The sequence below is a fragment of the Phenylobacterium montanum genome, from assembly GCF_018135625.1.
In the GTDB taxonomy this organism is placed as follows: Bacteria; Pseudomonadota; Alphaproteobacteria; order Caulobacterales; family Caulobacteraceae; genus Poindextera; species Poindextera montana.
In genome coordinates this window covers 2,426,016-2,449,172 of sequence record NZ_CP073078.1, presented here as the reverse complement: position 1 = coordinate 2,449,172, position 23,157 = coordinate 2,426,016, and the positions used below count along the sequence as shown (strand labels likewise).

The following is a 23,157-nucleotide window of genomic DNA, read 5'->3' as shown; positions in this document are numbered from 1 at the left end:
GCGAACCTGCGTCGGCCTGTCACTATGTCCGCCTATCGATCAGGACCGCGTACAAGATGGCCGACGACGTATTCGAGCAGGGAAGGCGCGGGGGCAGCCTGACCTACGACCTGGCGGAGTCCGTCGGTCGCTCCATCATCGCCGGCGAGTTCCGCGACGGTTTCCCGACTGAAGGCGAGTTGGCCAAGCGGCTCGGCGTCAGCCGCAACATCATCCGCGAGGTGGTCAAGATCCTCTCAGCCAAAGGCCTGCTCAGCGCCCGGCCGCGGCAAGGCACGGTGATCGAGCCTGAGAGCCGTTGGAATCTCCTGGACCCCGACGTGCTCAGGTGGCTGCTCAATCGGGAGTTTTCGGTCGATCTCCTGATCGCTTTCGCCGAAGCCCGGCTGGCCTTCGAGCCGCACGCTGCTGCCATGGCGGCCCGGCGCGCCGATGCGGCCGGGCGGGCTGCGATCACCAAAGCCATTGATGGCATGCGGACCTCGATCACCGGGCACGGCGACCGGATCGCCGCCGATGTCGCCTTCCATGTCGCGGTGCTGGAGGCGTCCGGCAATCCGTTCTTTCGTGAGCTGCGCGAACTGGTCAACACCGCGCTGCGCGTGTCGATGCGCCATACGTATAGGATCAAGGATCCGGCTATCACCTTGGGGCAGCATGAGCAAACCGCAGAAGCGATCCTCGCTGGTGACGCAGAGGGCGCCTACTTAGGCATGCAGCGAATGATGCTGGATGTCTTGTCGCTGTTGCCGCAAAGCGCGGGCGAACCTGCGCATCAGTCGCGAACCACCAGGCGCCGCAGCGCTGCGGCCTCCTGAACTGGGACACGGCCCTCACAGATCCGGGCCTACTGGGTCTTCACGCCCATCATCACGCCGCGACCGCCCACCCCGACGTAGACTGTGCCGTATTCCAGCGGGTCACCCGCCAGGGGGCCGGCGCTGGCGAATTGGTGGGCGTCGTCGTTGATGCGCACCCAGGTCTTGCCCTCGTCGTCGGAGCGCCAGAGCCCGTCCTGACCCTTGACCTTGCCGACGATGAACACGGCCGGGTAGGCCTGCCCGGGCGCCGCCTTTCCGAAGGCCACCGACACGGCCGAATCCACCCCTTGCAGGTTAGCCATCGGCTTGCTGGCGCCTGCGGAATGCAACAGACCGAACGGCGCCGCCAGCCACAGGTCGCGCAGGCGGCCTGGCGTCGTGGCGAGCTCGGCGGTGTCCCAGTAGGCCACAGCCGGAAGTCCCGTGACGATCGGCTTGAAGCTCGCTCCGCCGTCGCTGCTGGCCATCACCCGGCCGCCGGCGCGGTCGTGAGCATAGAACACCTTATCGGCGGCCTTGTCCGCGACCGGGACGAGGCGGCCATCGAGATCGTCCGGCCAGCCGGCGGACGGCGTCCAGGTCTTGCCCTTGTCGGCTGAGAAGTAGGCCTTGTCATGCGGCACGGTCACGACGAAGGCGGTCCCGCCAGCGGAGACGGCCACGGGTCCCATGGTGCGCCATTCGCCCTTGGCGTCCTGGGGGGCGTAGGGCGGAGCAGAGGGGAAGGGCTTCCAGGTCAAGGCGCCGTCCTCGGAGTAGTAGCCGTAGGGCTTGCCGTCGGTCGTGCGCGCTACGACGGCGGGATTGAGCCACGCCACATCGACGGACCGATTGGATTCGTTGGGCTTGAACACCGTGGCGATCGGCGGCGACTTGGTCACGTCGTCCCAGGCCGCCCCGGCCACGTCGCCGAAGGCCGCGAGCAAGGTCGAGCCGGCGGGCGGCGAGACCATCGCAATGGTCGCTGTCTCCTCGAGATTGTCGTCGGCGAAGTCAAATTCGACCGGCTTGCCCGAACCGGCGGCGGAAAGGTTGCGTGTCATCCACAGGCCGCCGCCGGTGCCGTAGATCATCTCGTCCGGATTGAACGGGTTGATTTTGACGTCCGAGGTCCACGACCCCATCTTGTGACGACCCGGATCGTTGACCGCGCCATCCTTGCTCAGCCACGGAAACCGGGTCAGGTCGTGATGCGACTGCGAGCTTAGCCCCATCCAGTGCGCGCCGCCGTCGCGCGACAGAAAAATGTCGTCGGGCTCGGGCCACCAGCGGTCGATGGTGGAGACGACCACCGTGCCCGGATGCGCGGGATCAACGTCGATCCCGGAATAGCCGAACTGGCGAGAGCCCAGCACAGGGCGAATGGGGCTGATTTCGGTCCAGGCGCCGCTCTTCAGGTCCATCTTCCAGACGCCGCCGACGGCGATGCCGCTGGGGTTGATGTCGCCCTTTCCCTTGCCGTCCCCGGCGGAGAAGGCGACATAGAGGAAACCGTCCGGCCCGATCACTGCGTGCTGGGGCGTCTGGGCGGGCGCGCCGGGAACAAGCCCAAAGCTCGCGCCGCCGTCGTGGCTGACGTAGAGGTGGCCCGAGCTGTCGCCGGCGCCGACATAGAGCGTGCGGGAGGGCGCGTTCGCGGCGCCCGAGGCCGGGTCGATCAGCACCAGGGTGACGTCGGCGCTAGGATAGCCTGACACCTTGGCGAAGCTTTGGCCGCCATCGGCGCTCTTCCACAATCCATTCTGGTTCGACCCCAGGAACAAGGTCTGGCCCGCGTTCGGATCGACTTGCAGACGCTCGCCTGCGCCCCGTCCGTCGGCGTTGCCTCCGAGTTTGAACGGCAGTTCGGTCTTGCTCCAGGTTGCGCCCTGATCGTCAGAGCGCAGCACCGCCGCGTTGCGGGCCCAGTCGCCGAGATAGAGCCCGCAAGCCAGATAGAGTTTGTTTGGCGCGTTAGGGTCGACGGCCATGCTGAGCGCGCCCTCGAGGTCGCCGTCGCTGTGGCTCAGGCCGTCGAGCAGCGGGATCCAACGCCGCGCAGAGAAGTCGTATCGGTACGCGCCGCCGACGTCGGTTCGCGCATAGAGCACGTTCTTGGCCTTGGGGTGATAGACGAAGCCATCCACGAACCCGCCGCCGCCGAACGGAACGGTCCGCCAGCTGTAGGCCTGGATCGCCGGGTCGGCCTTGGCCGAACCCGCCAGGACCAACGCTGCGGCGAACATCGCGAGACGCGCGCCAGCGATCGGTTTGAACATCCAGTTTCCTCCGGCGCCCGCGCATTGTGGCAGCTTGGTGCAATGTTCATTTTGTATGATTAATACAGCAAACACGCGAAGCGTTGCAAGAGGGCTAGTCGGATTATTGGTCGAAATGCCTTGCTACGGCGACCAGCCGTGGATATTGAAATGTACGACAAATCGGATAAAATTGATCGAGACACTTATGAGGATCGACCGCGCTGGAGTTCGAGAGCGTAAACTCGAGAGAAGGCGATCCGCATTTTTCCGCCCTGGCGCTTGGATGCGCGCCGTATCGATCGCCCTGGCGAGCCTCGCGCTCGCCTTGGCCTCTCCTGCCGCGTCCAAGACCATCGCCCTGACCACGGACTGGCGATTTTTCCTGGGGGACCCAAAGCTGGCGGAACGCCCGGGGTTCGACGACCATGAATGGCGGCGGGTGAGCGTTCCTCACGATTGGTCGATCGAGGACCCGCCGGGACAGGCCCATCCGTTCGACAAGGATGCGCCGGGCGGCGCCTCAGTCGCCTACACCGATGGCGGTGTCGGCTGGTATCGCCACCTTGTCGACCTGCCGCGCGACGTTCGTGACCGCACCGTGCTGCTCCGCTTCGAGGCGGTCTATATGGACGCGCAGATCTGGGTGAACGGCGCCAGCGTCGGCCGCCATGCGAACGGCTATACCGCCTTCACCCTCGACATCAGCGACAAGGTGAAGCCCGGCGCCAACACCATCGCCGTCCGGGTTCACAACGAGCAGCCCTCGTCGCGGTGGTACTCGGGCTCAGGCATTATCCGGCCGGCCAGGCTCGAGATCCTGGACAGGGTCCATATCGACCCGGATGGCCCCACGATCTCGACACCTTCGGTCTCAAGCGCCAGAGCTGAAGTCCGCGCCCGCACCATCATCGCAAACGCGCGCAAGGAGCCTGCACAGGTTCGGCTCGACAGCATCGTCATCGACAGCCAGGGGCGGGAGGTCGGACGTGGCCAAGCCTCCGCCACGCTGACGGCGGGCGCAAACACGGCGATCGACCAGGCTGTGACCCTGGACCGCCCAGCGCTTTGGTCGCCAGCGTCGCCAGCGCTCTACACACTGGTTCAAGACCTCGTCGTCGACGGCGCGCTCATCGACCGGCGGCGCACGCGGTTTGGCGTGCGCAGCCTCAGCTTCGACGCCGAGCGCGGTCTGCTGATCAATGGCGAACAGGTGCGCCTGAGAGGCGGGGCCATCCACAGCGACAGCTACATGCTGGGCGGGATTTCGCTCCCGCGCGCCGACGAGCGCAAGCTCGAACTGATGAAGGCCGCCGGTTACAACGCGATCCGCAGCGCGCACAACCCGCCGAGCGCGGCCACGCTCGAAGCGGCCGACCGCCTCGGCATGCTGGTGATCGATGAAGCCTTCGACGCCTGGACGGTCGGCAAGAAGGACAAGGACTACGGCCGCTTCTTCAAGGACAACTGGAAGGGCGACGTCGGGAGCATGGTTGCTGCGGGGCGCAACCATCCCAGCGTGATCATGTGGAGCATCGGCAACGAGATTCCGGAGCTGTCCCAGCCATCCGGGCGCGATACGGCCATGGCGCTCTCGGATCTGATCCACCAGCTCGATCCGACCCGTCCGGTGACTTCGGCCGTCAACCAGTTCGCGCCCGGAACCGACGACTTCATCCGGGCGCTCGACGTGGTCGGCTACAACTATTTTCCCGAGCGCTACGCCTGGGATCATGCCACGGCCCCCGCGCGGGTGATGTACGGCTCGGAATCGTTTTCAGGCCAGGCCTTCGACTACTGGAGCGCGGTCGAGACCATGCCCTGGGTCGTCGGCGACTTCGTCTGGACCGGCTTCGACTATCTGGGCGAGGCGAGTATTGGCTGGACCGGTTTCAACGATCATTTCGGCATCGGCCCCTATCCGTGGCAGCTGGCCATGTCGGGCGAGATCGACGCGACAGGCCATCTGAGGCCGTCCGCCTACTACAGGCAGGTGTTGTGGAAGACGCATCTGACGCCGACCTCCGCCTTCGTCGAATGGCCGGACGCCCTGGGCTCGATGCCCGACAAGGCGTCGGGTGGGCCTGCAGCCCTGCGCAACTGGGTGCAGGACGACCTGGTTCCGGCATGGGAGGGCTTCGGGCTGCCGGCCGACTACATGCCGCACAAGGTGGCGGTGTTTTCGGAGAACGAGGAGGTCGAACTCTTTGTCAACGGCCGAAGCCTCGGACGCAAGCCCACCTCCAAGGCGACCGAATACAAGGCGACCTTCTGGGCCCGGTTCGAGCCCGGCGAACTGAAGGCGGTCGGCTATGTGAACGGTAAGCCGGCGTCGCAGTGGGTGCTGCAGACCGCCGGCGCCCTGTCCGCCGTCCGCCTGGCGGTCGATCGGCCGAGGATCAAGGCCGATGGCGAGGATCTCGCCTATGTGACGGCGGAACTCGTCGACGCCCAGGGGCGTCCGGTCTGGGCGCGCAAGAACGATGTCGGGCTGAGTTTCAAGGTGCTTGGCGCAGGTGTGCTCGCCGGGGTCGGGAATGGCGACCCCGTCGCCCTCGAGAGCTTTCAGAGCGGCAAGCGATCCACCTATCACGGCCGCGCCGTCGCCGTCGTTCGTGCGGGCGACAAGCCGGGCGCCGTCCAGGTCGAGGTGACTGGCGCCGGTCTTCCCCCAGCCACGCTGGCGATCGAGGCCGACCCGCCCCCGCCCGCAGAAGATCGCTAAGTCAAAGGATAGACGACATGAATTCCATTTTGCGGCCATCGATGCGGTCGGTTCGATTCCGCGCCTGGCTGGCCGCCTGCGCGGTGGCGACGATGGTCGGGGCGGCATCGGCGCCGGCCCACGCTGTGGAGGCGGCGCCGGCCCAAGCCAGTCTGGTGCTGCACGCGGACCGTCCGGGCCCAAAGATCGCCCGCGACATCTACGGACAGTTCTCCGAACACCTGGGTGATGGGGTCTATGGCGGCCTCTGGGTTGGGCCGGATTCGAAGATCCCCAACACCCGCGGCTTTCGCAACGATGTGGTGGCGGCGCTGAAAGCCCTCAATGTCCCTGTGCTGCGCTGGCCTGGCGGCTGTTTCGCGGACAGCTATCATTGGCGTGACGGGATTGGCCCGCGCGACAAGCGGCCGGTGACGCTGAACGGCTGGGGCTTGGTCGAGGAGCCGAATGCGGTCGGCCTGCACGAATTCATGGACCTCGCCCAGATGATCGGCGCCCAGGTCTACGTGAACGGCAACCTGGGCACAGGCGCGCCAGGCGAAATGGCCGACGAAGTCGAGTACATCACCTCACCGAGCCGTTCGACCTTGGCCGAGCAGCGCCGAGCCAACGGCCGCAGGGGTCCCTGGCCCCTGGCCTGGTTCGCCATCGGCAACGAGCCCTGGGGCTGCGGCGGGAACATGCGTCCGGAATATTATGCCGACCAGGTTCGCCAGAGGGCGATGTTTCTGCGCATGCCCGATGACGACAAGGCGAAGATCATCGCCAGCGGCGGCCAACCGGACGACCTTCATTGGACCGAAACCGTCATGGCCAGCGCGGGCAAGCAGATCGACGGTTACACCCTTCACTACTACACGATCCCCAGCGACAGCTGGGAGCATAAGGGATCGGCCACGGGCTTCGACGAGACGGCCTGGATCTCGACCATCGCCCATGCGCTGAGGATGGATGACTTCATCACGCGTCACAGCGCGGTCATGGACCGATACGACCCCGAAAAGCGCGTCGCTCTGGTGGTCGACGAATGGGGCAATTGGTACGACCCGGAACCCGGGACCAACCCCGCCTTCCTGCAACAGCAGAACACCCTGCGCGACGCCGTCACCGCGGCTCTGACCCTGAACATCTTCCATCGCCACGCCGACCGCGTGCGGATGGCGGAAATCGCCCAGACGGTGAACGTCCTGCAGGCCATGATCCTGACCAAGGGCGACCAGATGGTGCTGACGCCCAGCTATCATGTCTTCGACCTCTATCGGCCGTTCCAGGATGCGGCCGAACTGCCGGTCGAAATTCAGTCGCCGCCCTACGTCCACGGCGGGATCAGCGTGCCGGGGGTCGACGCTTCCGCTGGGCGCAGTCCAGACGGCTCCATCCATCTGGCCCTGGTCAATCCAAACCCGGAAAGCGCTGTCCATGCCGAGGTGCGGCTGGAAGGCGCTTTCGGCCGCCAGCTCGACGGGCGCGTCCTGACCGCGCCGCAGATGGACGCCGCCAACACCTTTGGTCGGCCTGACCGGGTGCGCCCGCAGCCGTTCAAGGCCGCAAGGCTGGCCGGCGACGTCCTGATGGTCGACCTGCCGGCCAAGTCGGTGGTTGTGCTGGATCTGCGCTAGCGGCCTTGCCTTGCGATGGGCCTGGTCACACCAGGCCCTCGCCGAGGATCTTCAGGGTCGGCGTGAAGGTCGGCCGGCTCTGAGGCAAGCGCACGGTCAGGCCCTGGGGCCCGCGCTGGTAATCGAGCGGCCCGGCCTGGCCGAGTAGTTCGATCCGCTGAACCTGGCCACGTGCTCCATCGGCCAGGGCGGCCAGGACCACGCTCTCCCGGGGCTGGTCCAGGACGTGGGCGTAGAGCGTCTGGCCCTTGGTCGTGTACCGGACATCGGCGGCGGTGAAGCCCTTGAATCCCTGTTCGCCGAAGCTGCCGCCGGACACCTTGGTCGGACCGTCGCCATAGACGCGCCAGGGGCGTGTGGCGAAGATCGCCTCGCCGTTGACGGCCATCCAGGCGGCCAGGTCCTCCAGGATCTTACGCTCATCCTCGTCGATCGCGCCATTGCCCCGCACAGGGATGCTGAGCAGCAGGTTGCCGTTCTTTGAGACCGTATCGCACAGCCGCTGGATGACGGCCTTGGCCGGCACATAGCCGTGCCGCTCGAAAATACGCCGGTCATAGTGCCAGCTGCCGATGCAGGTGCAGGTCTGCCAGGGCTGCGGCTTGAGGTCGTCGGCGAAGCCGCGTTCCACGTCCTGGACGATTCCCTTGAGCTGCAGCGGATCGAGTTGCTTGCCGGTGACCACCGCCTCCATGGCTCCGGCGCGGCGCTTCCAGTCCGCGTTGTAGTAGTGGGCCACCGCGTCCAGACCGGCCTGGCCGAGCGGCAGTCCGGTGTCGTCGAAATAGACATAGTCGGGCTGGTAGCGGTCGGTCAGCTGATTGCACCGGGCCAGCCAGTTCTTGACGAAAGCGGGGTTCTGAGGCGGCGGAGTCTCGATCCACTGGCCGTCATGGGCGCCGTGCCAGGCGTTCATCGCCTCGATGGTGTCGACGCCGTCCGGGATCACCATGCTGGGGCCGGTATAGAGCTCCTGCGGGTCCAGACCCGCCCACCATTGCCCGGCGCCGTCCTGCCTGCGCAGCCGGTAGGCGTCATAGCGAACGCCTTTCATCGGCCCGACGGCGTCGTAGCCATAGGCGACCTGCAGCCAATGCCAGGCGTGCGAGGCGTGGTTGGAGACGCCGAAACGCAGCCCGTGGCGGCGCGCCGCCTTGGCCCACTCGCCAACGATGTCGCGCTTGGGACCGAAGTTCACCGCATTCCAGCGATGGTGAGTTGAGTTGAAGGTGTCGAAATTGTCGTGGTGGCAGGCGAGGGACACAAAGTATTTCGCGCCCGCCGCTTTGTAGAGCCTCATCAGTCGATCCGGATCCCACTCGTCGACCTTCCACATATTGTCGAACTGCATAAAGCCGAACTGGCTGGGATGGCCGTAGCGCTTGACGTGCTCCTCGTAGATCTCGTTGCCCTGCATATACATCTGCCGGGCATACCAGTCGCCGCGTTCCGGCACGCACTGGGCGCTCCAGTGAGCCCAGATGCCGAACTTGGCGTCGCCGAACCATTGCGGAATGCGGTAGCTGTCCGCGAGCGAATGCCAGTCGGCCCGGAAGGGCCCGACCGGCTCTGCGCCGCCCGATGCAGGCAGCATCGGTGCAGCCAGTCCGGCGGTTGTTGCGGCGATGAGGCTACGGCGTGACAGGTTCAAGAGTGATCTCCTCCCAGAGACTTTGCGCCTTGCATAGCTCAGTCAGATGAAAAATGATAGCGCTACCAAAACGACGGCGGGGGTGGCGGCAAAGCATGTTCAGGTTCGTGACCGCGGAGCGCGCCGAGCGCATTTTCGGGATGGCGTTGAGCCTCGGGCTGCTCGCTTCCGCTGGCGAGGCCCGAGCCGCGATCGAGGTCGGCGCCCTGGCTGATGAGGCCCCGCAAACGGCGCCTTTGCCGGTCCATGTGATGGGGCGGGCGCTCCGGCGGGGCCCTTCGACCTGGGTCCGCCAGTGGCCCGGCACCTATTTCGAGACCGGTTTCGACGGCGCCGCAGTGGACCTGCGCGTGGGGGCCGGCGAGGTGAATCTCCGGATCACGGTGGACGGCGAGGCGTCGGTTCTGCTGACCAGGCCGCACCCGGGAACCTACCGCGTCCAGGGCTTTGCGCCGGGCCGCCACAGGGTGCGTGCGCAGGTGGTGAGCGAGAGCCAGGCGGGGCCGACCGAGTTCGGCGGCTTCTGGGCCGAGGCCGGGACAAAGCCATCGCCTTTGCGCCAGGCGACCCGACAGGTCGAATTCATCGGCGATTCCCACACAGTGGGCTACGGGAACACCGCCTCCAGGCGGGACTGCGGCCCCGACCAGGTTTGGAGCACCACTGACACCTCGCAGGGGATCGCGCCACGCATCGCGAGCCGCTACGGCGCCGACTATCAGGTGAACGCCATCTCCGGGCGCGGGATCGTGCGCAACTATAATGGGTTCGCCGCCGATACCCTGCCGCAGGCCTATCCTTTCACGCTGTTCGACAGCAAGGCGCGATGGGCCGATCCGGCCTGGCGTCCACAGCTCGTGGTGATCGCGCTCGGGACCAACGATTTCAGCACCCCGCTCCATGCGGGGGAGAAGTGGGCTGACCGCAATCAACTCCGCGCCGATTACGAGACGAGTTATGCCGGTTTCGTGGAAAGCCTGCGGGTGCGATATCCCAGGGCCTATTTCGTCCTCTGGGCGACCGATTTGGCGGACGGAGAGATCCGGAGCGAGGTGAGCCGCGTGGTTGAGCGCCTGAGGCGTGGCGGCGAGCGCAGCATCGCCCTGGTCCCCGTCAGCGGCCTGTCGCTGAGCGCCTGCCAATACCATCCGTCAACGGCGGACGACGCCGTCATCTCCAACGCAATATCCGCCTATGTCGATGCCCATCCGGAGGTGTGGGCCGCTGCTGGGCGCTGACCAGCAAATTTTCATTGGGGCTCGTTCGGAAGACGACCCCGCAAGCCAACCCGGCCGTCGTCCGGCCGACCCGATAAATCTGTATAAGGACGATCCAGGGCCTGTTTATTCTCGCGCGCGGCCGTCTCGGCCCTAGCCGTCAGCTCGCCGGACAAGTGTATCGAATTCAAATTATCGGAGGATGGCGCGTCCTACTCGGTCTATTGAAAGGGCGAGGAAATCATCGCCCCATCGCCGCTCGGCTTGGTGCTGTCCCAGGCCGCCCCTTCGGCGCGCTGTCCCGGGGCGAGATCCGCACGGAGAGACGCCGGCCGGCCTTGCCGCTGATCGCCACCAAGGCCGACCGGGCGCTGGACGCCTACAACGCCGTCGCCGTGACCTATCGCGAGACCTCAGGCCTCCGCCGCACACTCTCCATCGGGGCCAGGGTCTATGATGACGGCGTCGCCTTCCGCTATGTCCTGCCAGGCGGCCCGCCTATGCTGTCAGGCGGGAGGCGATCGGCTTGCTGTTTCCCAACCAGGCGCCATGCGAGATCAGCGAGTTCAATGGCTCCATGAGGTCATGTGGAGCGAGCTGAAAATCTCCGAGCTCAAGGCTGACAAGCTCTACGACCTGCCCGCGGCGTGCGCCTCGGCCAGCGGCCGCACTCATTTCGCAATCGCGCAGTCGAACCTGCCTGGCTATGCGGGCGGCCTCGAACCGGTCGCGTCTGGATTCGACCTGCGAGGGAGGCCTCTGCCCGCGACTGCAGTTGTGGCGGTCGGCGCCCGCGACGGGCTAACCAGCCCCTGGCGCGAGATCATGATGGGCGACCGGGCAGGGGACCTCATTCCCTCGCCATTGATCGGCGACCTGTCCACGCCGCCGCAGGGCGAATTCTCCTGGGTCAAACCCGGAAAAGTGGCCTGGGACTGGTGGTCGGGGCCGACGGCGGGCGAAAAGCCCAGCTTGGAAGGCTACGAGCGCTTCTTCGACTTTGCCGCGGCTTTCGGCTTCCCGTACGTCCTGATCGACGCTGGCTGGGCCCATGGCTCCACGCCCTGCAGCGACGCCGGTCCCAAGACCGACATCACTCGGGCTGACCCGGCGATCGACATGCCGGCGCTGGTGAAATATGCGGCTGACCGGCATGTCGGCCTGGTCCTGTGGGCTCACTGGCGCCACGTCCAACCGCGCATGGTCGAGGTGCTCGACACCCAGCAGCGCTGGGGGATCAAGGGCGTCACGGTCGACTTCACGATGCGAGACGACCAGGAGATAGTGAATTTCCACCATGACATGGCGCGAGAAACGGCCAAGCGGCATCTGCTGTTAGATCTGCACGCCGCCTATCCGCCTGGGGGGCTCGCGCGCACCTACGCGAATTTCATCACGCAAGACGGCGTTCTCGGCGCCGAATACAACAAGTTTTCGTGGCTCGTGACGCCGGGGCACAATGTGCGGCTGGCCTATACGCGGATGTTGCTGGGCCCCATGGACTATACGCCGGGGGGCTTTCGCAATAGCACGCCCGAGACCTTCGCCGTTCACGAGGTCATGCCGATGACGCAGACGACACGCGGCCAAGCCCTGGCCAAGTATGTCGTCTACGACAGCCCGCTGCAGATGATGGCCGACAACCCGGACGCCTATGCGGGCGCGCCCGGCTTCGACTTCCTCAAAATCGTGCCGACGGCGTGGGAAGAGACGCGGTTCATCGGCGCCACGCCGGAAACCTATGTCGCCCTGGACCGGCGCAAGGGGGATGTCTGGTATGTCGGCGCGATGGCAAACGAGGATGGGCGCACGGTCGATATCCCGCTCTCCTTCCTCGGCCAGGGCCAGCATTCCGCCCGGCTATGGGCCGACGGCGCCGATCCGGACAGTGTCGATACTAAGCTGAAGGCCGTGACCGCTTCCGATCACCTGCCGCTGGCCATGAAGGCTGCGGGGGGCGGCGTCATCGTGTTCACGCCGATGGGCCGGCAGGGAGGGCTCAACCAGCCGGCCTATGCGAGGGAAGGGGGATCCGGCCGCCAGCTCCGTTCGGGGAGCAGCGGCGGAAGCCCGCGCGAGCCAGAGCGGATCAATGATCCTGGAGCACGCCGACGAGACGGACCTCGGCCATGCCGGCGGGCGCGTTCTCGGGCGCCCTGATGGTCAGCCGCACAGGTCCGCCGATGAGCCGCGCCGTCGTGATTTCGAGCTCGCGTCGCGCCTCGCCGCCCAGGGGCTGCTCGGCCAAGGTGCGCCAGCGTCCGTCCAGGCCTTTGACCTCAGCCTTCACGCCGTAGCCGGCCGCCTGCGGGAAGATGAGGCGGATACGGCGATATTGCACGATCCGCTCCGGATCGACCGTAAGCGACGGTGAGGGATCACCTGCGGCGGCGAGCCATGCGGTCTTGTCATCATTGTCGTTTGCGAGGCTCGAGGGATGGCCGGGGGCGCTCGAACTGGCGGCGGTCGGGTTGTGGAGGCCGAACGTCTCTTCCGGTCGCTCCGCTGAGACGTGGTCCGTCGGCGTATAGGGGCGATCGCCCGCGAGCGGGGTTGCGCCGGGGACGAAGGGGGGGCCGTCGGTCGTGCGAAGAGAGAGCACGGCGTCCTCGAGGCCGGGCGAAGTGGCCCGGATCCGGCTGACGCCCGCCTGCCAGCTGCGCATGGCGATCGCCGCCTTCCCGTCGCGGATCGGGATATCACCGTCCGGCGTGAAATCTATAGCGCGACCGGTCGGCAGCTCGCCGGGGCCGGCCTCGATGGCAAGATGGACGGGGGGGCTGTTTGACAGTGGCTGGCCCTGAGCGTCCACGACCGTGACGACGAGTTGCACATCGTCGGTTCCATCCGCGTGCGTCAGGACCGGGGCGCTGGCCGCGAGATTCAGGGCGGCGGCCTTTCCCGGCTGCGGCCACCCCGGCGGGGCGACCCCACGATAGGCGTTGCGATACCAGTACCAGGCCCGCTTCGGCAGCCGCGAATAGTCGACGATCCCCATCGAGGCGAACCGCCTGCCGGCGATCGAGCCATGGTCGAAGCCGGACCAGATCACCTCACCCGATCGCCAGGGGAACCGCCAGGAGTAAGGTCGTGCCGGATCCGCGCCCGGCGTGTGCACGAGGTCACCCCAGCCCGGCTCATACTCGCCTGGCCGGTTCGTCATGGTCGAGTCGTATTCGGCCACAAAGTTCGCAACGCCCGGGTTCGGAAATAGCACCGCACCGTCGCCGTTGTACCCGGCGACATCGCCGATATGGTCGATCTCGCCGCGCTGGGCGCCGTCGACGGCGGCGGGCCGGGTGGGATCAAGCTTGTGCGCCAGGGCGACCTCCTCGGCCAGCAGCCGCCGCACGTCCGGCATGGTCTCGGGGGCGGAGAAGAAGACTTCGTTGTCCATGCCCCAGAGCACGATGGAAGGATGATTGCGGTTGATCCGGATCATTTCGGCCAACTGCTGTTTGACGCTCTGGTCGAAGGCGGCGCGGTCTTTTGGATCGGTCGGATAGGCGGACCCGCCCCAGTCGCTCTTGAAGCCGCCCGTGCCCCAGAACGGCGCCTCCGACAAGAAGAGCAGGCCGATGTGATCGGTGGCTTCGGCGAAGTGGGGATCGTGGGGATAGTGCGAGCCGCGAATGAAGTCGAAGCCAGCGTCCTTCATCAACTGGACATCCCGGTCGATGGCGCCGTTGGTGACGGCGTCGCCCCAGCCGGCCTGGTCCTGGTGCACATTGGCCCCGCGAAAGTAACGATGCTCGCCATTCAGGAAGAAGCCGCGGTCGGCGGTCCAGGAAAACCACCGGAAGCCGAACTCGGTCTGGAACACATCCCTGATCCTCCCCGACACCATCAGACGGGTCTCTGCGTGATAGAGATTCGGCGTTTCCGGACTCCACAGCTTGGGGCGCTTGATGGGCCCGGAAAGCTGTTCGGCTATGACGGTCGCGTTCGCGGGCGCTATGACCACGCGATCCGGGAGCGTCGCTACCGCATGGCCAACGCAATCGACAATCCTGGTCCGCACCCTGACGTGCGCTGGTTCGGGAGCGTCGTTGCGGACCTCGGTTTCGGCCGCGACCAGGCCAGACGCCGCCGTCAGTTGCGGGGTGGTGATACGCGTGCCGGTCCACGGAACATGCACCGCGTCGTTGGCCACGAGCCAGACGTCGCGATAGAGCCCGCCACTGAACACATGTTCGCCTGCCCGGGGCGCGAGCGTTGGGTCCCATTGATTGTCCACCCGCACAGCGACGACGTTGCGGCCAGGCTTCACGGCCGCCGTGATGTCCACCGGAAAGCCAGTGTAGCCGCCCCTGTGCGAGCCCACCGCGACGCCGTTCACAAACACCTCGGCCTTCTGGAAAGCGCCTTCGAACTCAAGCGACAGCCGCCGGCCATGGGGAAGGCGCGGCAGGTCGAAGATTTTCCGGTACCAGCCCGGGCCGGCATAGAAGTCTGGCGACTGGAAGTAGGGGATGCTGAAGCTGTGCGGCAGACCGATCCGGTCCCAGCCGGCGTCCTCGAAGCTTGGCTGCTGCGCGCCCCTGACGTCGCCGAGCCTGAATCGCCAGTCGGCGTTGAAGTTCAGGCGAACGCGCCCGGCGCCCGCGACGGCCTCGACGGCCCTTTGCGCAGATCCTTGCGCCGAGGCTGGCATGGCCGACAGCGCCGACAAGGCGATGGCGATGGCCGCGATCGCCCATGCACGCTTCCGAAGCGTCTTGCTTTCGCGACGCGATTCGCCATCCCGCTGCGAACCGATCATTGACCACACCTATGCCCATCACGGGCGAGCAGGTCGTCATTCGTCGGAACGGCCACGAAAACGGTGACGGCAGTCGTTCGGGCCTGGACCAGGAGCATCGCCTATTCCTCTCTGCACGAAACTGGTACCGCTCCCATTTATAATTGTCACGCTTGGGATCGCGTCTTTGCTGGGGTTCGCGGGCCGCCCGCGAAAATTTTTCTGCGCATCCTCTCGCTGTATGTGAAAACTATGGTACCGGTCACAAAACGCCAAGCCGCGGGCGGTGGCGCGGGGGCGACCAGCCGCGCGAGGCGAGGCTCCGCTGTCCCACCCGGGTGAATGGCGGCGCGAGGGAGGACCGTAGATGCTATTGGCAAAGCCACTCTTCGTCGTGGCGATATCGTTGGGCCTGACCGCGTTTGGGTCCTCGGCGGCGCGGGCGAAGGACGCTGCTCCGTTGCTGGCCTCGGTGTTCCAGGACCATGTCGTGCTGCAGCGCGACCGGCCCATCGCCGTGTTTGGGCAGGCCGGTCCCGGCCAGACGGTTTCCGTTGGCATCGACGACAAGGCGACGACGGCCACTGCCGATGCTTCGGGCGCCTGGCATGCGACGCTTCCCGCGCTACCCGCAGGCGGGCCCCACGTGCTGACGGCTGTGACGGCCGTGGCCAGGGAGACGCTCTCGGACGTCGTGATGGGCGACGTCTTTCTCTGCTCTGGTCAATCCAACATGGAGCTCCCCGTGAGCCGAACGTTGAATTCCGGCTGGGAGGTCTCGCGCGCCGACGATTCGAATATTCGCCTTCTCACCGTCGCCAAGGCGACCGCGGCTGCGCCGCGCCCCGAATTCGAGACGCGGCCGGTTTGGCGCGCGGCCACACCGCAAACGGTCGCGGACTTCTCGGCGGCCTGTTGGTATTTCGCCCGCGACCTCGAGCAGACGGTCAAGGCGCCGATCGGCCTGATCCACGCCTCATGGGGCGGATCGCGCATCGAGACATGGATGGGCGAAGACGGGTTGGAACGGGCCGGCGGCTTCCACGACACGTTGGGCACGCTCTCGATCTATGCGCGAGATCCTGCCTCAGGCGTGGAGGCTCAGGCGAAGAACTGGCAGGCTTGGTGGACGGCGCGCGCCGGCGTCGCTTCCATGCCCTGGCGGCCGGAGACGGACCTGCGCGACTGGCGCCCCGCGCCCGAACCCTTGCGAGACTGGAAGGCCTGGGGCGAGCCGGAACTCGCCAACCACAACGGCATGCTGTGGTTTCGCCGCGAGGTGACGCTCACGGCCGCTCAGGCCGCCCTGCCGGCAGACCTCTCACTCGGCGCCATCCAGGAGGAGGATTTCACCTGGGTTAACGGAAAGGCGGTCGGCGCGTCGTTCGGCTGGGGCGCCGATCGCACGTACGCCATTGCGCCGCGCGTCCTGCACGCCGGCAAAAACGTGATCGTAGTGAATGTACTCTCGGCCGGTTGGGGCGGGCCCGGATTGCAGGGGCCGACTGAAAAGATGGTGCTGCGCTTCAAGGACGGCGGGTCCATGTCGCTCGGCGGCCAGTGGATCTGGAAATTCGTCCCCGAGACCTACGGCGCCCCGCCCAGTCCGTCCTGGAGCCCGATCGTAGGACCGAGCGCAACCTACAACGCCATGATCGCCCCGCTAGGGTCCTTCGGTTTGAAAGGTGTGCTTTGGTATCAGGGCGAGGCGAACGCCGATGCGCCCGGGACCTATCAGGGGTTGCTGACTAATCTGATGGGCGACTGGCGCCGCCGGTTCGGCTCCGACCTCCCGTTCCTGATCGTCCAGCTGCCGAACTTCGGCCCGGCCCCGACCCAGCCGGCCGCTTCGAACTGGGCGGATGTTCGCGAGGCCCAGCGCCGTGCGGTCGCCGCCGATCCTCGGGCGGCGCTCGCCGTCGCCATCGACGTCGGCATGAACGACGAACTGCATCCGCCGAACAAGCAGGAGGTCGGAAAGCGACTGTCGCGGGCCGCACGCAGCCTGATCTACGGAGAAGCAATCTCCCCTTCGGGCCCGCAGCCCATCTCTGCCCGGCGCGAAGGCGCAGAGGTCCGAGTGACGTTCAAGGGCGACGAACACGGACTGGTCTCCTACAGCGGCGCCCCCCATGGCTTCGAGCTGTGCGGTCAGGATCAAGCCTCCTGTCGCTTTGTCGAGGCGCACATCGACGGCGACGCGGTCCTGCTCGCAGCGCCCGAGGGCCTAGAGCCAAAGCGCGTGCGGTATTGTTGGGGCGACGGTCCCGTCTGCACCCTCTACGAGGGAGCCGGGCTTCCGGCTGGGCCATTCGAGATCGCGATCACTTAGCACCGCGCCGAGGGATCATCACCATGCAATTGCGTAGGGCCCGCGCCCCCTCGGAAGCTACCGGATGGTGCCGTCAGTCCAACGGCGGCAGGATAGCCCCTGCCGCCGGCCCAGGTCAGGCCGGATGGATCGGGCCTCGAGCTTCCTTGGCCGCACCGTGGCGGTCCACTCTCTCTAACCTTCCCCCGAGGCCAATCTTGCGAATTCTGATCTCCGCTCTGATCGCAACAGCATGCGCACCTGCCTTCGCTGAGCCGCCGACCGTCTCGTCTATGACGGCGGCTGAAAAGATCTCGCAGATGCGAAATTCCGCGCCAGCGATCCCCCGCCTCAATCTTTCAGCCTACGATTGGTGGAGCGAGGGGCTGCACGGTCTCGCCCGCAATGGCCAGGCTACAGTTTTTCCCCAAGCGATAGGACTTGCAGCGACCTGGGACCGCGACCTGGTGCGCCAAGTCGGTGACGTGGTGTCCACCGAGGCCCGAGCGAAGTTCAACACGGTGGGCAAGGGTGACCACGGGCTCTATGGGGGGCTCAACCTCTTTGCGCCGAACATCAACATCTTTCGCGACCCGCGCTGGGGGAGGGGACAGGAAACCTACGGCGAAGACCCGTACCTGACGGGTAAGTTGGCTGTCGCCTTCATCGGTGGAATACAGGGCTCCGATCCCGACCATCCGAAGGCGATTGCGACCGCCAAGCACCTGGCTGTCCACAGTGGGCCCGAGTCCGGACGCCACGGCTTCGACGTCGACGTCTCGCCCTATGACCTGGAGACCACCTATTTGCCGGCCTTCCGCCGGGCCGTGGTCGAGGGCAAGGTCCAGTCGGTGATGTGCGCCTACAATAGCATCGAAGGCGCTCCGGCTTGCGGCAACGACATGTTGTTACAACGCCACCTGCGCACCGCGTGGGGGTTCACCGGATTTGTCGCCTCCGATTGCGGCGCGGTCGATGACATGGCCCACGCCCATTTCTTCGCCGCCACCACGGCGGAGGCGTCAGCGAAGGCCTTGCGCGCTGGAACGGATCTGGATTGCGGATGGGAATACGGCTCGCTCGACGAAGCCTTGAAGTCCGGATTGATCAATGATTCCGACCTGGACCTGTCGCTGGGCCGCTTGTTCGCCGCCAGGCGCCGCCTGGGCATGGATGGGAGTGTCGATCTGTACGCCGCGATCGGCGCCGACCAGATCCACACCCGGCGCGCCGCTCAGCTGGCGCTGGAGGCGGCCAGGGAATCGATCGTGCTTTTGAAAAACAACGGCGTCCTGCCATTGAAGACGTCTGCCCGCCTGGCCGTCATCGGCCCCGATGCGGACGCCGTCGAGGTCCTGGAAGGCAATTACCACGGCGTGGCCGTCAATCCGGTGACGCCCCTAGCAGGCCTGCGCGGCCTATTCCCAACCGTGGCTTATGCTCAAGGCGCGCCATTGGCCGAGAATTCCTACGCCAACATTCCCGAGACAGCTTTGCAAACAGGCGCTGGACCCGGCGGCGCGGCTGGCCTGGTCGGCGAGTATTTCGACAACCCCACCTTTTCTGGAAATCCGCGGGTTGTTCGCGTCGACCGCACCCTCGACTTTGACCTGGACCGGGCCGCGCCGGCGGCTGGCCTTGAGAAGGCCGCTTATAGTGTGCGCTGGAAAGGCTATTTTATCCCGCCTGCGGCTGGCGACTACCGAATGAACGTCCGCCTGGATCAGTGCTGGAACTGCGTCCACGATCAGGTCCGCCTGTTCATCAACGAACAGCCGGTTGAAGCGGGCGCGGTTCTGCACTTTGACGAAAAACGCCCACAAAGGCTTCGCCTGGAGTTCGCCCATGTCGGTGCTGACAGCGGCCTTCGCCTACAATGGATGGCGCCCCAGGGTGCACAGCTGGATGAGGCCGCGGCGGCGATAGACGGCGCCGACGCCATCGTCGCCTTCGTCGGCCTGTCCCCTGATGTTGAGGGCGAAGAGTTGGGGTTCGACGCGCCGGGCTTCGCCGGCGGCGACCGCACCTCTCTCGATTTGCCCGCGCCACAACAAAAGCTCCTGGAAACGGCGAAGGCCAGCGGCAAGCCGGTCATCGTTGTGTTGATGTCCGGCGGCGCGGTGGCGCTGAACTGGGCCAAGGCCCATGCCGACGCGGTTCTGACCGCCTGGTACCCGGGTGAGGCGGGCGGTACTGCGATCGCTGAGACGCTCAGCGGTCGCAACAATCCTTCCGGGCGCCTTCCGGTGACATTCTACCAGTCAGCGCGCGATCTTCCGGCGTTCATCGACTACCGAATGGCCGGTCGCACCTATCGCTATTTCAACGGGACGCCGCTTTTTCCGTTCGGCTACGGCCTATCCTATTCGCGCTTCAGTTACAGCGGACCGTCGCCGGATCAGACGATCCAGGCGGGTCAACCGGTACGGGTCAAGGTGACGGTGGCTAATATCAGCGCCCGCGCCGGCGACGAGGTGGCGCAGGTCTATATGACGCCTCCGGCCGACGCCGGCGGCTTGAAGCGCGCGCTCATCGGCTTTCAGCGCCTGCATCTAGCGGCGGGCCAATCGCATGAGGCTAGTTTTGATCTCGATCCGCGCGATCTCAGCCTGGTCGATGCGCACGGCGAACGCGCGATCGAGCCAGGCGTCTACCATCTGTTCATCGGTGGCGGCCAGCCGGGCGAGGCGGCAGGGGTTGAGATGACCTTGACGATAAATGGGCGAATGGCGTTGAAGCGTTGAACCCGCCGCGAAGGGGATATCCCAGGGATCGGCAAGCGATAGTGTTCCCGACTTCCAAGCGGTTTGTGCAATGCCCGAGGCTCCTGCCGCCCGGCGGGATCGGCCGCAGCACCAGGCAAAGCTCAATGGTTGTCGCGCGGAATGCCCATGGTCTGGGCGATCCGTTGGTATTTCACCGCTGGCTCGAGCACGGCGCCGGTATCCAGCTGGCCGACGTTGGCGCGCTGGAGCTCCTGCCAGGGGGTCTGGCTTTCCGGGAAAGCATAACCGCCGGCGTTGGCAAGTTCGGCGCGGCGCTGCTCCAGGACGGCCTCTGAAACATCCAGGTCGACCCGCCGCCGTCTCAGATCGATGCGGATGCGATCCCCCGTATGGAGCAGCGCCAGGACCCCCATCGCGGCCGCCTCGGGCGCAGCGTTGAGGATCGAGGGCGATCCGGACGTCCCCGACTGGCGCCCGTCCCCAAGGCAGGGCAGGGCATGAAGCCCCTTGGCCAGCAGATAGGCCGGCGGCCGCATGTTGACCACTTCGGCGGAGCCCGGATAGCCGACTGGGCCGGCGCCGCGCATGACTAGGATGCAGGTCTCGTCGATCCCCAGCGTAGGATCGTCGATGCGGTGGTGATAGTCCTCGGGCCCGTCGAACACGACCGCGCGGCCTTCCATCGCGTCGGGATCATCCGGATTGCTAAGATAGCGCTGGCGAAATTCGGAGGAGATCACGCTCAGCTTCATGATGGCGCTGTCGAACAGGTTGCCGCGCAGGACCATGAAGCCGGCGCGGGGCTTGATGGGTTCGGCGAAAGGGCGGATCACCTTGTCGTCCTGGATCGCCGCCTCGCGGCAATTGTCGCCCAGGGTGCGTCCGTTGGCGGTGATCGCGTGTTCGCGGATCAGGCCCTGGCCCATCAGTTCGCGCACCACCGCCGGCACGCCGCCGGCGCGGTAGAAGTCCTCGCCCAGATATTCGCCGGCCGGTTGCAGGTTGACCAGCAGCGGAACCTCCAATCCCTGCGTCTGCCAGTCGTCCAGGTCGAGTTCGACCCCGGCATGTCGCGCCAGGGCCGTCAGGTGGATCGGGGCGTTGGTCGAGCCGCCGATGGCGGAAGTGACCACGATGGCGTTCAGGAAAGCATCGCGAGTCAGGATGTCCGACGGCTTCAGGTCCTCGCGCACCATGTCGACGATCCGAAGGCCGGTACGATAGGCGGCCTCCTGCCGGTCGCGATAGGGGGCCGGAATCGCCGCCGAGCCCGGCAGCGACATGCCCAGCGCCTCGGCCAGGGAGTTCATGGTCGTGGCCGTGCCCATGGTGTTGCAAAAGCCGGTCGAGGGCGCTGAGGACGACACGAGTTGAATGAAGCCCTGATAATCGAGCTCGCCGGCGGCCAGCAACTCCCGAGCCTTCCAGACGATAGTGCCCGAGCCAGTGCGCTGGCCCTTGAACCATCCGTTCAGCATGGGGCCGACTGAGAGCGAAATGGCGGGGATGTTCACCGTGGCCGCGGCCATCAGGCAGGCCGGCGTGGTTTTGTCGCAGCCGGTGGTCAGCACCACCCCGTCTATGGGATAGCCGTAGAGCACCTCCACGAGGCCGAGATAGGCCAGGTTGCGGTCCAGGCCCGCGGTCGGGCGTTTGCCGGTCTCCTGGATGGGGTGCACGGGAAATTCGATCGCGATTCCGCCGGCGGTGCGAATGCCCTCACGGATGCGCTCAGCCAGCACCAGGTGATGACGATTGCAGGGTGAAAGGTCCGATCCGGTCTGGGCGATGCCGATGATCGGCTTGCCTGACTGCAGCTCTTCCAGCGTCAAGCCGAAATTGAGGTAGCGTTCCAGATAGAGCGCGGTCATGTCGACATTGGCGGGATTGTCGAACCAGGCGCGCGAGCGCAACTTGATGGGCGCCGGTGGAGGCTTGCGGGTCATTTAGCTCGGACGCCGAAACGATAGATGGAGACCTGGCGATAGGTCTGGCCGGGATCGAGCCGTGTGGTCGGAAACGCCGGATGGTTCGGGGAGTCGGGGAAATGCTGCAACTCCAGCGCGATCCCGTCGCCCTGGCGATAGAGGGTCTGGCCTGATCCCGCTGCGGTCGCGTCGAGGAAGTTGCCCGAATAGACCTGGACGCCGGGCTCGGTGGTCCACAGCTCCATCGTGCGGCCTGAAGCCGGATCGGTGAGCCGGGCGGCGAAGTGCGGCTTTGGCGTGACGCCCCCGCGCAGCACGAAGTTGTGGTCGTAGCCGCGGCCGATGGCGATTTGCGGATCAGCTGCATCACGTATGCGTTCGCCGATGCGCCGGGCCTTGCGGAAATCGAACGGGGTGCCGGCGACCGGGCGAAGTTCTCCTGTGGGAATCAGGGCGGCGTCCACGGGGGTGTAGGCGTCGGCGGCCAAGGTCAGAACCTCGTCCAGCGCGTCATGTCCACTGGCGGCTCCTGCCAGGTTGAACAGGCTGTGATTGACCATATTGACCACGGTCGGCTTGTCCGTGGTGGCGGCGTAGGTGGTGGTCAGCTGGTTCTGCTCGTCGAGGGCGTAGGTGATGCTGGCCTTCAGCGTCCCCGGATAGCCTTCCTCGCCGTCGGGGCTGGTGCGGGTCAGGGTGACGCTGGCGGCCGGACCGCTCTGGACCGCGGTGATGGTCCAGAGCTGCTTGTCGAAGCCCTTGGCCCCGCCATGCAGGCTGTTCTGACCCTCGTTGCGGGTCAGCGCATAGTGCTGGCCGTCGAGCGTGAAGGCTGCGCCGGCGATGCGATTGGCGTAGCGGCCGACCGTGGCCCCGAAATACTGCGGCTTGGCCAGGTAGCCGGTCATGTCCGGATAGGCCAGCACCACGTCGGCGATCTTGCCGCGGCGGTCCGGCAGTTTCAGCGACTGGATCGTCGCGCCATAGGCGATGACGCGCACTGAGACGCCGTGGGCGTTCTTCAGGGTGACGGCCTGGACCGCCGCACCGTCCGGCAGGGCGCCGAAGCTTTCACGGCTGGCTTCGGCGGCATGGGCGCCGGTTGCGGCGAAAATGGCGGCGGCGAAGAGGTGGGGGGCTTTCACTGCGGCTCCACGGCGTAATCGTTTTAGTGTGATTGA

At 66.1% G+C, this 23,157-nt stretch carries 12 protein-coding genes and 1 pseudogene; 8 read left to right on the top strand and 5 right to left on the bottom strand.

The window, feature by feature from the left end; translation table 11 throughout:
- Window positions 1-56 precede the first annotated feature (56 nt).
- Window positions 57-818 carry a FadR/GntR family transcriptional regulator gene (locus KCG34_RS10960; protein WP_211940384.1) on the top strand — a complete coding sequence of 254 codons (762 nt, stop codon included), beginning with the start codon at window positions 57-59 and terminating at the stop codon, window positions 816-818.
- Window positions 819-847: 29 nt separating this feature from the next.
- On the opposite strand, the gene KCG34_RS10955 is transcribed toward KCG34_RS10960, so the two are convergent.
- On the bottom strand, window positions 848-3,079 hold the full coding sequence (locus tag KCG34_RS10955; protein ID WP_211940383.1) for a WD40/YVTN/BNR-like repeat-containing protein: 2,232 nt from the start codon (window positions 3,077-3,079) through the stop codon (window positions 848-850).
- Window positions 3,080-3,344: 265 nt separating this feature from the next.
- Here KCG34_RS10955 and KCG34_RS10950 point away from each other — a divergent pair, with 265 nt between their 5' ends.
- The gene (locus KCG34_RS10950; RefSeq protein WP_211940382.1) at window positions 3,345-5,783 is read left to right on the top strand and encodes a glycoside hydrolase family 2 TIM barrel-domain containing protein; all 2,439 of its coding nucleotides are present in this window, start codon (window positions 3,345-3,347) and stop codon (window positions 5,781-5,783) included.
- A 41-nt stretch (window positions 5,784-5,824) separates the two neighbouring features.
- Complete coding sequence (locus KCG34_RS10945) at window positions 5,825-7,402, top strand: alpha-N-arabinofuranosidase (RefSeq protein ID WP_211940381.1); 1,578 nt, start codon at window positions 5,825-5,827, stop codon at window positions 7,400-7,402.
- Window positions 7,403-7,427: 25 nt separating this feature from the next.
- Here KCG34_RS10945 and KCG34_RS10940 read toward each other — a convergent pair whose 3' ends face one another.
- Window positions 7,428-8,996 (bottom strand): alpha-L-fucosidase, encoded by a 1,569-nt coding sequence (locus tag KCG34_RS10940; protein ID WP_211940795.1) that lies wholly within the window; start codon window positions 8,994-8,996, stop codon window positions 7,428-7,430.
- 164 nt (window positions 8,997-9,160) lie between these two features.
- Between KCG34_RS10940 and KCG34_RS10935 the strand changes: the two genes are divergently transcribed.
- The 3 genes and pseudogenes from KCG34_RS10935 to KCG34_RS10930 all read left to right on the top strand — a co-directional run bounded on the left by KCG34_RS10935 (window position 9,161) and on the right by KCG34_RS10930 (window position 12,430).
- Window positions 9,161-10,291: an SGNH/GDSL hydrolase family protein gene (locus KCG34_RS10935; RefSeq protein ID WP_211940380.1), complete on the top strand. Its 1,131-nt coding sequence runs from the start codon at window positions 9,161-9,163 to the stop codon at window positions 10,289-10,291.
- Between the two features lie 155 nt (window positions 10,292-10,446).
- A pseudogene (locus tag KCG34_RS26165) lies at window positions 10,447-10,701 on the top strand (hypothetical protein); the annotation flags it as partial.
- Between the two features lie 22 nt (window positions 10,702-10,723).
- Entirely contained in the window at window positions 10,724-12,430 is a 1,707-nt protein-coding gene (locus KCG34_RS10930) for a glycoside hydrolase family 97 catalytic domain-containing protein (RefSeq protein WP_256440781.1), read from the top strand.
- On the opposite strand, the gene KCG34_RS10925 is transcribed toward KCG34_RS10930, so the two are convergent.
- On the bottom strand, window positions 12,360-15,032 hold the full coding sequence (locus KCG34_RS10925; protein WP_249138305.1) for a glycoside hydrolase family 2 protein: 2,673 nt from the start codon (window positions 15,030-15,032) through the stop codon (window positions 12,360-12,362). The two genes, KCG34_RS10930 and KCG34_RS10925, sit on opposite strands and share 71 nt — an antisense overlap.
- A gap of 385 nt (window positions 15,033-15,417) precedes the next feature.
- Here KCG34_RS10925 and KCG34_RS10920 point away from each other — a divergent pair, with 385 nt between their 5' ends.
- Both KCG34_RS10920 and KCG34_RS10915 read left to right on the top strand, forming a co-directional pair.
- Window positions 15,418-17,343 (top strand): sialate O-acetylesterase, encoded by a 1,926-nt coding sequence (locus tag KCG34_RS10920; RefSeq protein WP_211940379.1) that lies wholly within the window; start codon window positions 15,418-15,420, stop codon window positions 17,341-17,343.
- A gap of 197 nt (window positions 17,344-17,540) precedes the next feature.
- Window positions 17,541-20,066, top strand: a complete 2,526-nt coding sequence (locus KCG34_RS10915; protein ID WP_249138304.1) for a glycoside hydrolase family 3 C-terminal domain-containing protein — start codon at window positions 17,541-17,543, stop codon at window positions 20,064-20,066.
- A gap of 122 nt (window positions 20,067-20,188) precedes the next feature.
- Here the strand turns inward: KCG34_RS10915 and KCG34_RS10910 are convergent, their stop codons facing one another.
- Both KCG34_RS10910 and KCG34_RS10905 read right to left on the bottom strand, forming a co-directional pair.
- Complete coding sequence (locus KCG34_RS10910) at window positions 20,189-21,994, bottom strand: IlvD/Edd family dehydratase (protein WP_211940378.1); 1,806 nt, start codon at window positions 21,992-21,994, stop codon at window positions 20,189-20,191.
- Window positions 21,991-23,121: an aldose epimerase family protein gene (locus KCG34_RS10905; RefSeq protein WP_211940377.1), complete on the bottom strand. Its 1,131-nt coding sequence runs from the start codon at window positions 23,119-23,121 to the stop codon at window positions 21,991-21,993. The genes KCG34_RS10910 and KCG34_RS10905 overlap by 4 nt, the downstream gene beginning before the upstream one ends.
- Between the last annotated feature and the right edge of the window lie 36 nt (window positions 23,122-23,157).